Annotated in this window: 14 protein-coding genes; 7 read left to right on the top strand and 7 right to left on the bottom strand. The window is 43.6% G+C overall.

Annotated features, from left to right (window positions below; all coding sequences use genetic code 11):
• Nucleotides 1–62: 62 nt before the first annotated feature.
• The 5 genes from ACEN82_RS22365 to ACEN82_RS22345 all read right to left on the bottom strand — a co-directional run bounded on the left by ACEN82_RS22365 (nt 63) and on the right by ACEN82_RS22345 (nt 4723).
• Entirely contained in the window at nt 63–857 is a 795-nt protein-coding gene (locus ACEN82_RS22365; protein WP_413322892.1) for a S1/P1 nuclease, read from the bottom strand.
• A complete protein-coding gene (locus ACEN82_RS22360) occupies nt 857–1441 on the bottom strand; it encodes a fumarate hydratase (RefSeq protein WP_413322893.1) in 585 nt (194 codons plus the stop codon). Before ACEN82_RS22360 ends, ACEN82_RS22365 begins: the two co-directional genes overlap by 1 nt.
• Before the next feature lie 54 nt (nt 1442–1495).
• Nucleotides 1496–2893, bottom strand: a complete 1398-nt coding sequence (gene fumC / locus ACEN82_RS22355; protein WP_413322894.1) for a class II fumarate hydratase — start codon at nt 2891–2893, stop codon at nt 1496–1498.
• Between the two features lie 525 nt (nt 2894–3418).
• On the bottom strand, nt 3419–4078 hold the full coding sequence (locus ACEN82_RS22350) for a DUF6624 domain-containing protein (RefSeq protein ID WP_413322895.1): 660 nt from the start codon (nt 4076–4078) through the stop codon (nt 3419–3421).
• Nucleotides 4079–4117: 39 nt separating this feature from the next.
• Nucleotides 4118–4723 carry a hypothetical protein gene (locus ACEN82_RS22345; RefSeq protein ID WP_413322896.1) on the bottom strand — a complete coding sequence of 202 codons (606 nt, stop codon included), beginning with the start codon at nt 4721–4723 and terminating at the stop codon, nt 4118–4120.
• A 196-nt stretch (nt 4724–4919) separates the two neighbouring features.
• On the opposite strand from ACEN82_RS22345, the gene ACEN82_RS22340 reads away from it, so the two are divergent.
• The 5 genes from ACEN82_RS22340 to ACEN82_RS22320 all read left to right on the top strand — a co-directional run bounded on the left by ACEN82_RS22340 (nt 4920) and on the right by ACEN82_RS22320 (nt 9562).
• Complete coding sequence (locus tag ACEN82_RS22340; protein WP_090530637.1) at nt 4920–5528, top strand: DUF4142 domain-containing protein; 609 nt, start codon at nt 4920–4922, stop codon at nt 5526–5528.
• 121 nt (nt 5529–5649) lie between these two features.
• Nucleotides 5650–6666 carry a Gfo/Idh/MocA family oxidoreductase gene (locus ACEN82_RS22335; protein WP_413322897.1) on the top strand — a complete coding sequence of 339 codons (1017 nt, stop codon included), beginning with the start codon at nt 5650–5652 and terminating at the stop codon, nt 6664–6666.
• 39 nt (nt 6667–6705) lie between these two features.
• Nucleotides 6706–7194 carry a TlpA family protein disulfide reductase gene (locus ACEN82_RS22330; RefSeq protein ID WP_176625400.1) on the top strand — a complete coding sequence of 163 codons (489 nt, stop codon included), beginning with the start codon at nt 6706–6708 and terminating at the stop codon, nt 7192–7194.
• A gap of 472 nt (nt 7195–7666) precedes the next feature.
• Nucleotides 7667–8752, top strand: coding sequence for a glycine cleavage system aminomethyltransferase GcvT (gene gcvT / locus ACEN82_RS22325; RefSeq protein WP_176625398.1), 1086 nt, complete (start codon nt 7667–7669; stop codon nt 8750–8752).
• Nucleotides 8753–8803: 51 nt separating this feature from the next.
• On the top strand, nt 8804–9562 hold the full coding sequence (locus ACEN82_RS22320) for a 2-phosphosulfolactate phosphatase (protein WP_413322898.1): 759 nt from the start codon (nt 8804–8806) through the stop codon (nt 9560–9562).
• A 135-nt stretch (nt 9563–9697) separates the two neighbouring features.
• Here the strand turns inward: ACEN82_RS22320 and gltX are convergent, their stop codons facing one another.
• A complete protein-coding gene (gene gltX / locus ACEN82_RS22315; RefSeq protein ID WP_413322899.1) occupies nt 9698–11230 on the bottom strand; it encodes a glutamate--tRNA ligase in 1533 nt (510 codons plus the stop codon).
• Between the two features lie 214 nt (nt 11231–11444).
• Here gltX and ACEN82_RS22310 point away from each other — a divergent pair, with 214 nt between their 5' ends.
• Together ACEN82_RS22310 and ACEN82_RS22305 are read left to right on the top strand one after the other, a co-directional pair.
• Nucleotides 11445–12662, top strand: coding sequence for a sensor histidine kinase (locus ACEN82_RS22310; protein ID WP_413322900.1), 1218 nt, complete (start codon nt 11445–11447; stop codon nt 12660–12662).
• Nucleotides 12637–13152 (top strand): DinB family protein, encoded by a 516-nt coding sequence (locus ACEN82_RS22305; protein ID WP_413322901.1) that lies wholly within the window; start codon nt 12637–12639, stop codon nt 13150–13152. Before ACEN82_RS22310 ends, ACEN82_RS22305 begins: the two co-directional genes overlap by 26 nt.
• A 104-nt stretch (nt 13153–13256) precedes the next feature.
• On the opposite strand, the gene ACEN82_RS22300 is transcribed toward ACEN82_RS22305, so the two are convergent.
• The gene (locus tag ACEN82_RS22300) at nt 13257–13631 is read right to left on the bottom strand and encodes a DUF6249 domain-containing protein (RefSeq protein WP_090530618.1); all 375 of its coding nucleotides are present in this window, start codon (nt 13629–13631) and stop codon (nt 13257–13259) included.
• Between the last annotated feature and the right edge of the window lie 111 nt (nt 13632–13742).

The raw sequence follows: 13742 nt of genomic DNA, 5'->3' as shown, positions 1-13742 counted from the left end.
ATAAAGGCGAAAGGTTTAGGCAGAAAAGCAACCTTTCAGCTTTAATCTTTCACCTCAAAGAACTATCCAAATATCTGGTTCAGTAAACCGGCCAAACGTACGCCGGCTTTAACCATTTGCTGGTTAAGGGTTGCTATATGGCTAAAGTTGTATTTGTAACTCAGGTTTTCGCCTGGTTTTACATCGATATACAGCTTTTCTGCAAGCTGGTTGCTTTCATACAGCCATTGGCTTATCGGGTCTTTTTGCAGTTTGGCGCGTTGGGCAGCCGTAGTATGATTGATCATGGTTGCGTATTCTGTATAACTCAATTGCTGAAAATCAATCAACTGGCTATCCCAAACAGAGTGCAGGTTACTGTCTTTACCAAACCACTGAACTTTTACATCGTTACCACCCTTATCGCTGGTATGGCCGGTGTGCAGCGGCTGATGTACATCTTCTACAATGTGGATCAGCATACGCAGGTAAAGTAGCTTGTTGGCTTTTGTTGTAGCCGGCTTTTTAAGTTCGGCAATCAAAAAATTCATTTTGGTGTAAGCATCGGTAGCAGTATCGGCCTTTAAATAACTTTGCAGTTCGGGATAGGTATAAGCCTTGTCCAGGTCGATAAAGTGCCAGTTATACAGGTAGCCATAAGCCGGGTCTGATTTAATAAAATCGGCCCAGTTGCTGGTAATGGCAATCGACTCATTACCCAAAATGGCTTGAATAGCTTTACGGGCTTTGGCGGTTAGGTAGCTATCCGCAACCTGGCCGCAAATGCGGTGCCCATTAGTACCCCAGGCCATGCTTTGCAGGGGGATATAAAATATCGCCACCAGCAATAAAAGTTTTTTTAAGGTTCGTGTTTTCATTACAATGGTTTTGGAATGCAGCTTGTTCTTTTTATTAAATGCGCGTTAATAGGTATTACGTTGGATGTACTTACAAACCGGATCAGCGAGTCGCTTTGCTTATGAACCTTAAAATATTCTTCATAATCACCAAACCTGAAACAGCCCTGTTCATTTTTATATGAGCCATCAGCATTGCAAAACTGCCCTTTAATGTGGAGCGTGTCCCGCCGTTGCGAATAAGTTCCCCGTATATATTCATCCCAATGGCCTTTGCTCATACACGTATCAGCCCCGTAATTAACCTTGCTAACGGTACTGATCTTCAAAAGAAATGAATCGCAGCTGAATTTAATATCATATAGCGAATATGTTACCAGGCTTTTTTGCGCAGGTATTGAGTCCTGTTTCCACTCTCCCTGTAAATAGCCCTCACCGGGTGTTTGCTTATCCGGGTTCATGGTACAAGAGCTGAAAGCTGAAAGCAGAAGGCTGAAAGCTATGAGGCAAAAGGCGTTTTTTAAGCTAAAAGCCGAAGGCTGAAAGCTGAAGGCAAAAGGCCTGAAACCGAAAAAAGAAAAGAGAAAGCTATAGCGTTTTTGCATAAGCAGAAATTAAAAGCCCCTCTCCTTTGGAGAGGGGTTGGGGTGAGGTGCTTCTTATTTTAAGCTGCCTATCATATTTTCGGGGCGAACCCACTCGTCAAACTGTTCGTTGGTTAGTAAGCCTAAACCAATAGCAGCTTCGCGCAGTGAACTGCCGTTTTTAAGTGCTGTTTTAGCAATTTTTGCCGCGTTTTCATAGCCGATATGTGGGTTAAGCGCAGTTACCAGCATCAATGAATTTTCAAGGTGTTTTTTGATTCCATCATAATTAGGTTCAATGCCTACAGCGCAATGATCATTGAACGATACGCAGGCATCACCTATTAACCTTGCCGACTGCAGGAAGTTTGCCGCCATAACCGGTTTAAATACATTCAGCTCGTAGTGGCCGTTTGAGCCACCGATAGAAATAGCCACGTCATTCCCCATAACCTGTGCAGCTACCATCGTAACAGCTTCGTTTTGGGTAGGGTTAACTTTACCCGGCATAATTGATGAGCCCGGCTCGTTATCGGGGATATGGATCTCGCCAATGCCCGAACGCGGACCAGAAGCCAGCATCCTGATATCGTTAGCAATTTTCATTAATGAAACCGCAATTTGTTTCAGCGCGCCATGACTTTCAACAATGGCATCATGAGCGGCAAGGGCTTCAAATTTATTTTCTGCTGTGATGAACGGCAAGCCGGTAAACTGGGCAATGTACTCAGCAACTTTTACATCATAACCTTTAGGCGTGTTGATCCCTGTACCTACAGCCGTACCACCAAGGGCCAGTTCTGAAAGGTGATCAAGCGTATTACGCAGGGCTTTTAAGCCGTGGTTCAATTGCGATACATAACCTGAAAACTCCTGGCCCAAAGTAAGCGGGGTAGCGTCCATCAAATGGGTACGACCAATTTTTACTACTGATTTGAAAGCCTCAACCTTAGCCTGCAAGGTATCGCGCAGTTTTTCGATTCCGGGGATGGTTACATCAATCAGGATCTTGTATGCCGCAATGTGCATAGCTGTTGGGTAAGTATCGTTTGATGATTGTGATTTGTTCACGTCATCATTCGGGTGAATAAAGGTTTTGCCTTCGCCCAGTTTATTGCCTTGTAATACGTGTGCACGGTTAGCCACAACCTCGTTCACGTTCATGTTTGATTGCGTGCCCGAGCCAGTTTGCCAGATCACCAGCGGAAACTCCGAAGCAAGTTTGCCGGCCAGGATCTCGTCGCAAACCTGTGCTATCAGGTCGCGTTTTTCAGCCGGTAATACCCCTAAATCTGTATTGGTAAAAGCGGCTGCCTTTTTCAGGTATGCAAAAGCATCGATAATTTCCTTTGGCATTGATGCTTCCGGACCAATTTTAAAATTATTGCGTGAGCGTTCGGTTTGCGCTCCCCAGTATTTGTCGGCAGGTACCTGTACCTCGCCCATGGTATCGTGTTCGGTTCTGAAACTCATGGTATTAAATTTTGCAGGGGCAAAGTTATGTTTTTATATGATGCGGGGGAATGCGGGGTGTAAACTTTTTGATAGGATAAATATATAAAGCCAAGCACAGGGAAACTGCTTTTAACCACATACGAATTGAAAAACAATAAATGAAAATTTTTCACACTAATTTTTACGTATTAATCGACTTACACGAATTGAATCAATTTAAGATTCGTGTAAGTCGATTAATTGTGGAGCGCTTGCAAAGCATTTGTGTTGAAATTTTTAAGCATGAGATTAGTAATAAAGAGCGAATTATTTTCAATGCTCTTTCCCTGTAGCCAAGCACAGGGAAAGAGCATTGCGATTTTTACTATGCCGGTTTAAAAATTGACATAAAAATCCTAAAAATCATGGTTCAGATACGGGCGTTGCCTCCGGCCGGGCTTTCCGCTCATACGCCTGCAGGCATTATGCTCGTGGGCCGGTATCCGCTTCAATCCCTAACGCAAATTGGGGTTCAATTGAGCAGTTCTATTTATTAAATCATGGCTACCACTTCACGTCTTCAATTTTCACAACCTTGTAATCAAAGCCCAACCTTTTAGCGTTCTGTTCAACAGTTTGATCAAAACCGGCTTGCTTACGGCGTTCATTTACACCTGCCTCGTCTTTTATCGGCCAAACATAATAACCAATTTTTTGGCCGTTACGTAATGGCTTTGACGTAGCCTGCGAACCGTAGATTTGCTCTTTACCTTCATACATCAGCTGCCTGTCGAGCATCATGGCGTACAACCTGAAAGGCAGTTCTTTGTTTTCGGCAGCGGTTTTCATGAGGGGCATGTATTGATTTATTTTAGGTGAGTGCTGGATTACATACCAAGCTGCCTCATTGGTTGGTTCTCCAACAAGCGATTTACCGGGATAGCCGTATTTCGCAAATACATTCTCGATAAAAATCAAATTGGTCGAATCGGCCTGGCTCTGAAGCTTCCAGTAATAGCCTGTAGCTTCTTCCGGTTTAACCGGTAATGTTTTCAACACCGAATCCTTTTTGCTCGGATCCATCAGATAAGTTAAGATCTCGCGATATTTCTGATCAAGTGCCAATACGCTGTCAAGCTGTCTCTTTAAAACAGGGTTAAACTTTTGTTGAGCAGATGCTGTGCCTGTCGTTATAATTAACAACACGATGATCAGGTTTTTCATGGTCAATAAGGTTTAAGCAAATAAACGCAAAAACCTGTATTACAAGTATAAGCTATCCGCCTTTTCAAATAGCTTTTTGTTGCATTCGGTGGCACCTAACGAATAATTGAATCGCGATAATGCATACAGCAGCGGCAATTTGGCCGGTGCTATTTCATTTTGCTGCAAATCGGTAAGCCAATCGGCGCCATCAAACTCGGTCCGGTATTTTTTCTCGAGGCGTTCATAGATCCGGTAGGCATCATCATAGCTAAGCCACTCCGGTTTGATGTACAGACCGGTAAGGTCGCCCATTTTTTTTCGTTCCTCCGCTTCTGCCGTATCGGCACTGCCAAATACAAAATAAAAATACAACCACAGGGCCAGGCCAATGGCCCCGATTAACAAAGCTGTTGAATCCCTTTCGCTAAAAAAGAAGATGAAAGCAATAAAGGCTATAATCACCGAAAACATGCGGGCGTAGCCTGCAATGATGCTTTGATGGTTGAGCGGAATATTAAACCCGTTACGGCTTCGCCAGGCCGACCGGGTTACCAGCATGGAGCTGGTTGGGAACAGCGGAATGCCAATAACCACAAATTTGGTCTCTATCCACTGCCCGTTAACCTCATGCACTTTGCCCAAAAACAATGATCCTATTAACATATCAGGTATAATTTAGTCGCGTTATTATAAACCACAACTTATAAAAGTGCTTTTAAACAAATGTTAAATATTTATTAAAAACTAAATATTAGTAAACGGCACTCCAATTACCTGTGTTTCTTATTTTACAAATAAGAAAATCAAACTTAATTAACTAAAAAATGTTAACTGTAAAAACAAATACATAAACACTACTATGAAAAAGTTAAGTTTAATTGCAATGATGGCCCTGGCGGCATTATCATTCCAGGCCTGTAAAGGCGGAGCAAAAAGCGGTAGCGGCGATAGCACAGCAGCTGCAACAACTGACACTGCCGACAGTGCCAACAAAGTAAAAGACACAACTACTACCGGTGCTACAGGCATTGCCGTTACCGCCGATGATGCAAAATTTGCAACCGAAGCGGCCAATGCCGGCTTAGCCGAAGTTGCTGTTGGCCAGTTGGCCAGCGAAAAGGCAACCAATGCCAAAGTAAAAGATTTTGCTAAAATGATGGTTACTGACCACAGTAAAGCAAACGACGAACTAATGGCCATAGCCAAAACCAAAAACATTACCCTGCCATCGGCACCTGATGATGAGCATCAGAAAATGAAAGCCGACCTGGCAGCCAAAACAGGCGCTGATTTTGACAAGGACTATGTTGATGCTATGGTTAAAGGCCATAAAAAAGTTGAATCATTGTTTGAAGATGCTTCAAAAAACTGCAAAGATGCCGACCTTAAAGCCTTTGCAGCTAAAACATTACCTGTTATCCAACACCATTTAGCCGAGATTGAAGCTATTCAAAAAGGCATGAAGTAATCAGCTATTGATTAATTCAAGACAGAAAAAGGGAGATGTAACAATCTCCCTTTTTCTGTTTAATTCCCTTGTACAGGTGTAGCTAAAACGATACTTTTAACACAGCAAAATCTACTTTAATATGTCGAAACCAATAGTAACCGGCCTCATGGCCTATGGAATGTCGGGCAGGATTTTTCATGCCCCGTTTTTAACTACCAATCCGTACTTTACTTTTAAGGCCGTGGTTGAGCGCCATGAAAAAAAAGCCGGCAAAAAATACCCGGATGTGATCAGCTATGATAGCATCGACCAGCTGCTGAATGACGAGGAAATAGAGCTCATCATCGTTAATACCCCTAACAACACCCACTTTGATTATGCTGTACAAGCTCTAAATGCAGGTAAACATGTATTGATTGAGAAGCCCGCAGCCGTAACTTCAAGCGAGGTGAAAGCGCTGTATGATCTGGGTAAAAAGCTTAATTTGAAAGTGATGATCTATCAAAACCGCCGTTATGACAGCGGTTTCCTTTCGGTAAAGGAGGTGATTGAAAGCGGCAGGTTAGGTGAGTTGATCGAGGTTCATTTCAGGCTGGACAGGTACCGCATGGCCATCGGTGCAAAACAATTCAAGGAAACGGCGGGCGTTCCGGGCGGTGGCCTTACCTATGACCTTGGCGCCCATTTGGTTGATAACGCTATCAGTATCTTTGGCAGGCCGTTGAGCTATGAAAAAACTACCGCTGCATTCAGGCCAAACTCGCAGGTTGATGATTATTTCAATATCCACCTTAAATATCCTAATCAGCTTAATGTATACCTAACCTCGGGGTTGCTCATTGCCGAGCATACTTATGGCTTTGTGGTACATGGCACATTAGGCAGCTTTGTAAAAATGCGTACCGATGTACAGGAAGCACAGCTTGATGCCGACATGATGCCTACCGACGAAGGTTTTGGCATCGAACCCGAAGGCAGCGACGGTAAACTGGTGCTTATGGGGGCCGATGGGCAGAAGACCGTGGAATGGATAAAGTCACCCAAAGGTAATTATAACGGCATATTTGATGCCGTATATCATACCGTGCGCGAAAATGCGTTATTCCCGGTAACTGAGGAGCATGTTGCCTGGCAAATTGAATTGCTTGAAAGCTAAAAATGTTGTAACTATGCTTATTAAATGCTAATTAAAATAATGAAGAAACTGTATTTACTGCTTTGTCTGATTATTGCCGCCGGGTGCAGCCAGGCACAAACGCCACCTGCTAATTCCGGCTTGCCGCCATATCACATCCTCACTACAGACAGTGTTTACGTTACTCCTGCCAACCTGAAAAAAAACAAACCGGTAATGGTGATCTATTTTTCGCCCGATTGCAGCCATTGCCAGCACCTGATGTATGATCTGAAACCCGAGCTGCCCAAATTAAAAAATGTGCAGATAGTGATGATCACTTTCATGCCGATGCTTAAAGGAATCCAAACTTTCCAGCGCGATTTTGACCTGGCCAAATACCACAACATCACCATTGGTACCGAAGGTTATACCTACGTTGTGCAAAAGTTTTACAGCGTACAAACCACCCCATACATAGCCATTTATGATAAGTATGGTAAATTATTCCAGTCGTACCCAAAAGTGCCAAAAATTCCGGTGTTGATGGAAACGCTTAAAAAAGTATAAAGTAGCTAACTTATAGCTCAAGCCGGTTAAAGCAACGTTAACCGGCTTTTTTGTTTAACGCCTCGTCAGGATCTCTCGCAGTCTGAGTTACTTCACAAAACTGTTTTGTCGTTTAATCAGCAAGGTGTGTTGTTTTGCCCCGCTGGGGCAAAGGATATTTTTATAACTAACGTCCCATCAGGGTCTCTCGCAGAGGACCCTGATGTATACGCCATGCTGGCTCGTTGTTCTGACTCTTGAACGCGGTAAGCCTCAGGGTCCTCTGCGAGAGACCCTGAGGGGACGTGAGGAGGCTGTTTTTGTTACCTGCTACCAGGGTAATCCTTCAATCCTATAAATCACAGTTCAGAAAAAATCAGTGTAATCGGTGAAATCAAAAATCAATCGGTGTAATCCCCAAAAATCAAAACCAATCAACGGTACCGATTACGCTTCATAATAGTTACCTTTGCGGCCAATATTTAAGTTGACGATGAAGAATACCGCATTAACCGATATCCACGTAAAAGCCGGTGCCAAAATGGTTCCATTTGCCGGTTACAACATGCCCGTTCAATACACAGGCATTAACGCCGAGCACGAAACCGTGCGTAAAGCCGTTGGTGTTTTTGACGTAAGCCACATGGGCGAATTCATTTTAAAAGGAGAGAACGCGCTTGATCTGATTCAGCGGGTAACCAGTAACGATGCCTCAAAACTATACGATGGCAAAGTGCAGTACTCATGCCTGCCGAATGAAAACGGCGGTATTGTTGACGACCTGCTGGTTTACCGGATCGACGAAAAAACCTATATGCTGGTGGTTAACGCTTCAAATATTGAAAAAGACTGGGACTGGATCTCCAAATACAATACCAAGGGTGTAGATATGAAAAACATATCCGACCGGACTTCATTGCTGGCTATTCAGGGTCCCAAAGCTGCCGAAGCTTTGCAAAGCCTAACTGAGGTTGATCTGGTATCGATGGAATACTACACCTTTAAAAAAGGAACTTTTGCCGGTGTTGACAATGTATTGATATCAGCTACAGGCTATACCGGTGCAGGCGGCTTCGAGATCTATTTTGAAAATCAATATGCGGAGCAGATCTGGGATGCAATTTTCAAAGCCGGCGAGCCTTTTGGTATTAAGCCAATTGGTTTAGGCGCACGTGATACCTTACGTTTGGAAATGGGTTTCTGCCTATATGGTAACGACATCGATGATAACACCTCACCGCTTGAAGCCGGGTTAGGCTGGGTAACAAAATTCAATAAAGAATTCACTAATGCTGAAGCATTACAGGCACAAAAACAAGCTGGTGTAAACCGCAAACTGGTAGGCTTTGAAATGATTGATCGCGGCATTCCCCGTCATGATTACCTGATTGTTGATGCGGATGGAAATACCATAGGTAAAGTAACTTCAGGCACGCAATCCCCATCGTTGCAAAAAGCTATTGGTATGGGTTATGTGGATACAGCGTTTGCCAAAGAAGGCACCGAGATTTATATCAGCATCAGGGATAATAAAATTAAGGCACAGATTGTAAAACCTCCGTTTTATAAAGCCCCCTAACCCCCTAAAGGGGGAACTACCTTCAAAGTTTTCTAAATTAATTAAACACAAATGTCTGAAAATACAATTACTCTAACTCCCCCTTTAGGGGGCCGGGGGGCACACGTTTGCCTAACCCCTGTATTACTGCCACTGTTTAATGTGGAGGATTATATTGTAGTGGTTATTGATATTTTCAGGGCAACATCATCTATATGTTATGGTATTGAAAACGGTGCTGAGGCTATTATACCGGTATCACAAGTTGAGGAGTGTGCCGCGTATAGAGAGAAAGGGCTGGATTACCTTCTTGCCGCCGAGCGCGACGGATCGGTAGTTGATGGTTTTGATTTTGGCAACTCGCCATTTTCATATACTAAAGAAAAGGTAGCCGGTAAAACAATAGTGTTAACCACTACCAACGGCACACATGCACTGCATTTATCGCGCAGCGCAAAAAAAATTGTTATTGGTTCGTTCCTGAACCTTTCCGCTTTAAGCAACTGGCTTAATACCCAAAACGAAAATGTGCTGCTGGTGTGTGCCGGCTGGAAAAACAATTTCAATTTGGAGGATACGCTGTTTGCCGGTGCTGTAATTGAGCAGTTAAAAGATAAAGGATTTGTACTGGACGATGCCGCCTTAGCCGCTAACGATCTTTTCCAGGTTGGTAAAAGCGACATCAACGGATATCTCAAAAAAACATCACACGGCGAACGCCTTAAAAAATTAGGCATCGAAAAAGATATCGAATTTTGTTTACAGGTTGATTTAACTACTGCTATCCCTGTTTTGGAAGGGGAGAGGTTGGTGAAGTTGGCGGTGTATTAAAAAACGTCATTGCGAGGCACGAAGCAATCCCAAACGATACATGGCGGACCTGCCAATAGGGGATTGTTTCGTGCCTTACAGCAAAAATAGAAGTCGTTGATGCCTCGAAAGAGCCGGCGTAAGTAAGCACCCCCTTTAGGGGGCGGGGGGGGCAGCAAACTCCACAAGCGCCTTTTCAATCCTGCTGATGGTTTCATCTTTACCCAGCAGGGCAACAATATCAAATACATGCGGGCCAAACTTGCCGCCAACCAGCATAATGCGGAATGGCAGCATCACATCGCCAACTTTTAAACCTTTTTCTTCGGCAAGGGCTTTGAATTTAGCTTCCAGGTCATGCGCTTTAATAACTGCTTCGTTATTTAGCAAGGCGATAAACGCATGATAAAACGCTGTTTTGGTATCAGTCCATTTAGGTTTTACAGCGTTAAGGTCATACTCCCTGGGCTGCTCAAAAAAGAAACCCGCCTGCTGGTAAAAATCAGGCATTAGTACGCAACGGTCTTTAATTAAACCGATAACCTTGGCCAAATACTCATCATCATTAACGTTAACACCCTTATCAGCAAATACTTTTATAACATCTGACTTCAGACTTTCGACTTCAGACCTCTTAATCCACTCGGCATTGAACCATTTGGCTTTCTCAAAGTCAAACTTGGCGCCCGATTTATTAACGCGTTCTATCGAGAATTTTTCTATCAACTCGTCAAGCGTAAAAATCTCCTGCTCGGTACCGTCGTTCCAGCCCAAAGTTGCCAGCAGGTTCAGGAAAGCTTCCGGTAAAAAACCTAATTCACGGAAACCCGGGGTCAACTCGCCTGTTTTTGCATCAAACCAGTTCATGGCATACACCGGGAAACCCAGTCGGGCTCCATCACGTTTGCTCAGTTTACCGTGACCATCCGGTTTCAGGATTAACGGTAAATGCGCCCATTGTGGCATATCGGCCTTCCAGCCAAGGTATTCCCAAAGCAGCAAATGTACCGGAGCCGACGGCAGCCATTCTTCGCCGCGAAAAGCATGTGTGATCTTCATCAGGTAATCATCAACCACAACGGCCAGGTGGTAAGTAGGCATGCCATCGGCTTTTAATAACACTTTATCATCAACCAGGCCGGTTTCAAAGCTCACATATCCGCGAATCATATCATTGAAACTCACGGTTTCGCCCTCCGGCATTTTAATGCGGATCACATGCGGGGTACCTGCATCAAGCAAGGCATCAACCTCGTGCTGAGGCAATGAAAGCGAGTTTCTTAGAGTATGGCGATAGGCCAGGCCGTATTGAAAATTGGGGATCTCCTTCCGGTTTTTGTCCAGCTCTTCGGCGGTATCAAAGGCATAATAAGCATGCCCTTCCATAACCAGGCGTTCGGCATATTCGCGGTAAAGTGGTTTACGCTCGCTTTGGCGATATGGCGCGTAAGGGCCGCCGGCAACCGGGCTTTCGTCGGGCTGAAGGCCGCACCATTTAAGGCAATCTAAAATATATTCTTCGGCACCTTCCACGTAGCGGGTTTGGTCGGTATCCTCAATTCGCAAAACAAAATCACCGCCATGTTTTTTGGCGTATAAATAGTTAAACAACACGGTGCGCACACCGCCAAGGTGTAAACCACCGGTAGGGCTTGGCGCAAAACGAACTCTTACTTTTTTATCGGTCATGATAGGGGCAAAGATAAGAGGGAAAGTCCATAGTCCATAGCCGATAGTTCATAGTATTATTTAAGCGTGGCTATGGTTATTAGTCGATGGTCGATAGTCCATGGTGATACTTGAAACATACCATGGACTATCGACTATGGGCTATGGACAATCTCTCCACAACAAAAAATTATATTTTACAAAGCAATTTTACGTTATTTGGGCTGTGCCCAGCATGAACCCATATCAACAGAAAAAACGTTGGAAATATTTACTTCTTGCATTTGCCGTGGTAATTGCAATTGGCTCATTACTTTATACCCGTTACCTGGTAAAAAACATTGAACGTTCGGAACGTACCCGGGCCCAGGTTTGGGCCATAAGTATGCGCCAGATCCTTGCCTCAGATGATAATGACTTTTTAAACTATGTAATAGCCGTGCGCGATAGCCTTACCGTACCCGCCATTGTAACTGATGGAAAAGGCGAAATAGTTTTACAGCGTGGCTTAGACACTACAAAGACTTTTATCAAGCTGGAAGCCGAAAACAACAAGAGGAAAAAATATGATCCGGCTTACTTTAAAGAAGAGCTCGCCTATATGAAGGGTCAACATCCTCCTATTAAGCTCCAGGTTTTGGGCGAAGAAAACTTTGTTTACTATAAAGATTCGCCGCTGCTTACACAGCTGCGTTTATTCCCTTATGTACAGCTCACGGTAATTGCTATATTTTTATTGATGGCGTATACAGCCTTCAGTTCATCGCGTAAATCAGAGCAGGACCAGGTTTGGGTTGGTTTAGCCAAAGAAACTGCTCATCAGTTGGGTACGCCTATATCATCGCTTATTGCATGGATTGAGCTGATGAAGGAGAAATTTAATGCTGAAGACGATGTGCTGGTGGCCGAAATGGAGAATGACGTAAAGCGCCTTGAAATTGTGGCCGATCGCTTTTCAAAGATTGGCTCCAAACCGGTATTGGACGAACACGGAGTTTATGCCGTAGTGAAAGATTTTGTTGATTATTTCAAGGTACGTGTTAGTAAAAACATCAGCTTTGAAATGACGGGTAATCCGCACCTCAAGGCCGGGCTCAATATTCCACTATTTGACTGGGTATTGGAAAATTTGCTGAAGAATGCTGTTAATGCCATTGAGGGTAAAGGAAGCATTAAGGTTGAGATTAGCGGCAATAAAGTTAAAAACCAGATTTTTATTGATGTTACAGATACCGGCAAAGGTATCTCCCGTTCTAAATTTGATACCGTTTTCCAACCTGGGTATACCACCCGTAAACGCGGTTGGGGATTAGGCTTGTCGCTCACCAAACGCATAATAGAGAATTACCATAACGGGCAGATCTTTGTGAAAGATTCGGAAATAGGTAAAGGAACAACCTTCAGGATAGTATTAAAAAACACGCGCAATGATAACAAAACCAAAACCAGGTGATTATTCGCCATTTGCAGCGGGATATGTGGGCCTTGTTGGCGACAATGATGTAATTAACATGCTTGAACAGCAAATGGACAGCAGTTACCAGCTATTCAGTAATTTAACCGACGGGCAGGGACTGTATACCTATGCACCCGGTAAATGGACGGTTAAGCAGGCATTGGGCCATATGATAGATACCGAACGTACCTTTGCCTATCGTGCCCTCGTGTTTTCGCGCAATCATATCGAACTGCCGGGTTTTGACCAGGATATTTATGTTAACAATACCGATTTCAACAGTCAAAATATAAAAGACCTTGCCGAAGAGTTCCGTGCATTGCGCCAGGCAAACCTTTATATGATTAAAGCATTCAGCGCTGAGCAGCTAAATCGTAACGGTATTGCCAGCAACCATTTGTTTACCGTTGCCGCATTTGTATTTATGCTGGCCGGGCATGAGCGCCACCATTTAAATTTATTTAAAGAGCGGTACGGGATAGGATAAGATATTTATATCGTACATCGTTAGGCCGTTAAACATAAAGACTTACGAAGTTTTTAAAACTTCGTAAGTCTGGGTTCTCCAACCTGCCCCGGGGGGGCGATTTTTTATTTCTCTTTGTACAATTCTTCTTTATCCAGCACTTCTCTTTTCTCGATGCGGTATGATAAGAACAAACCTGCCCCTCCAAAAATAGCGATCAATGCTACGTATAAAAAGAAAACATCATCGTCAAAACTATTGAATATGCCACGGTTTAAAACGTAGGCCAAAAATAGCCCGATACCCGAACCAATGAGCAGTAAGCCCCATTTTAAATTTTGGTAAGGAGCCGATTGCGGTTTATAACTCCTCGGATCCATGTTTCGTTCAATCATAGCTAATTTCTCCCGTTTGTTTAAGTAAACGATCCCGAAGATCATTGCGAATAAGCTGAGGGGTATTATAATTCCTGCTAATACGCCCAATTCACCTGCGCCCATAATATTTGTTTTTTTTAATTAAGTTAATATTGTTTTTTCTCTCTGTAAATACGCCATTGCGGTGTATTTGTAAGCTATGACCACATGTTTTTTAAACAGGTTACACCCTGA

The sequence above is a fragment of the Mucilaginibacter sp. Mucisp73 genome, from assembly GCF_059491465.1.
This window is presented reverse-complemented; position numbering and strand designations above follow the sequence as displayed.

What these genes read in the sequence shown, in the direction of transcription:
- ACEN82_RS22365 (WP_413322892.1), bottom strand. Translation starts at nt 857, where the DNA reads ATGAAAACACGAACCTTAAAAAAACTTTTATTGCTGGTGGCGATATTT.
- ACEN82_RS22360 (WP_413322893.1), bottom strand. Translation starts at nt 1,441, where the DNA reads ATGCAAAAACGCTATAGCTTTCTCTTTTCTTTTTTCGGTTTCAGGCCT.
- fumC (WP_413322894.1), bottom strand. Translation starts at nt 2,893, where the DNA reads ATGAGTTTCAGAACCGAACACGATACCATGGGCGAGGTACAGGTACCT.
- ACEN82_RS22350 (WP_413322895.1), bottom strand. Translation starts at nt 4,078, where the DNA reads ATGAAAAACCTGATCATCGTGTTGTTAATTATAACGACAGGCACAGCA.
- ACEN82_RS22345 (WP_413322896.1), bottom strand. Translation starts at nt 4,723, where the DNA reads ATGTTAATAGGATCATTGTTTTTGGGCAAAGTGCATGAGGTTAACGGG.
- ACEN82_RS22340 (WP_090530637.1), top strand. Translation starts at nt 4,920, where the DNA reads ATGAAAAAGTTAAGTTTAATTGCAATGATGGCCCTGGCGGCATTATCA.
- ACEN82_RS22335 (WP_413322897.1), top strand. Translation starts at nt 5,650, where the DNA reads ATGTCGAAACCAATAGTAACCGGCCTCATGGCCTATGGAATGTCGGGC.
- ACEN82_RS22330 (WP_176625400.1), top strand. Translation starts at nt 6,706, where the DNA reads ATGAAGAAACTGTATTTACTGCTTTGTCTGATTATTGCCGCCGGGTGC.
- gcvT (WP_176625398.1), top strand. Translation starts at nt 7,667, where the DNA reads ATGAAGAATACCGCATTAACCGATATCCACGTAAAAGCCGGTGCCAAA.
- ACEN82_RS22320 (WP_413322898.1), top strand. Translation starts at nt 8,804, where the DNA reads ATGTCTGAAAATACAATTACTCTAACTCCCCCTTTAGGGGGCCGGGGG.
- gltX (WP_413322899.1), bottom strand. Translation starts at nt 11,230, where the DNA reads ATGACCGATAAAAAAGTAAGAGTTCGTTTTGCGCCAAGCCCTACCGGT.
- ACEN82_RS22310 (WP_413322900.1), top strand. Translation starts at nt 11,445, where the DNA reads ATGAACCCATATCAACAGAAAAAACGTTGGAAATATTTACTTCTTGCA.
- ACEN82_RS22305 (WP_413322901.1), top strand. Translation starts at nt 12,637, where the DNA reads ATGATAACAAAACCAAAACCAGGTGATTATTCGCCATTTGCAGCGGGA.
- ACEN82_RS22300 (WP_090530618.1), bottom strand. Translation starts at nt 13,631, where the DNA reads ATGGGCGCAGGTGAATTGGGCGTATTAGCAGGAATTATAATACCCCTC.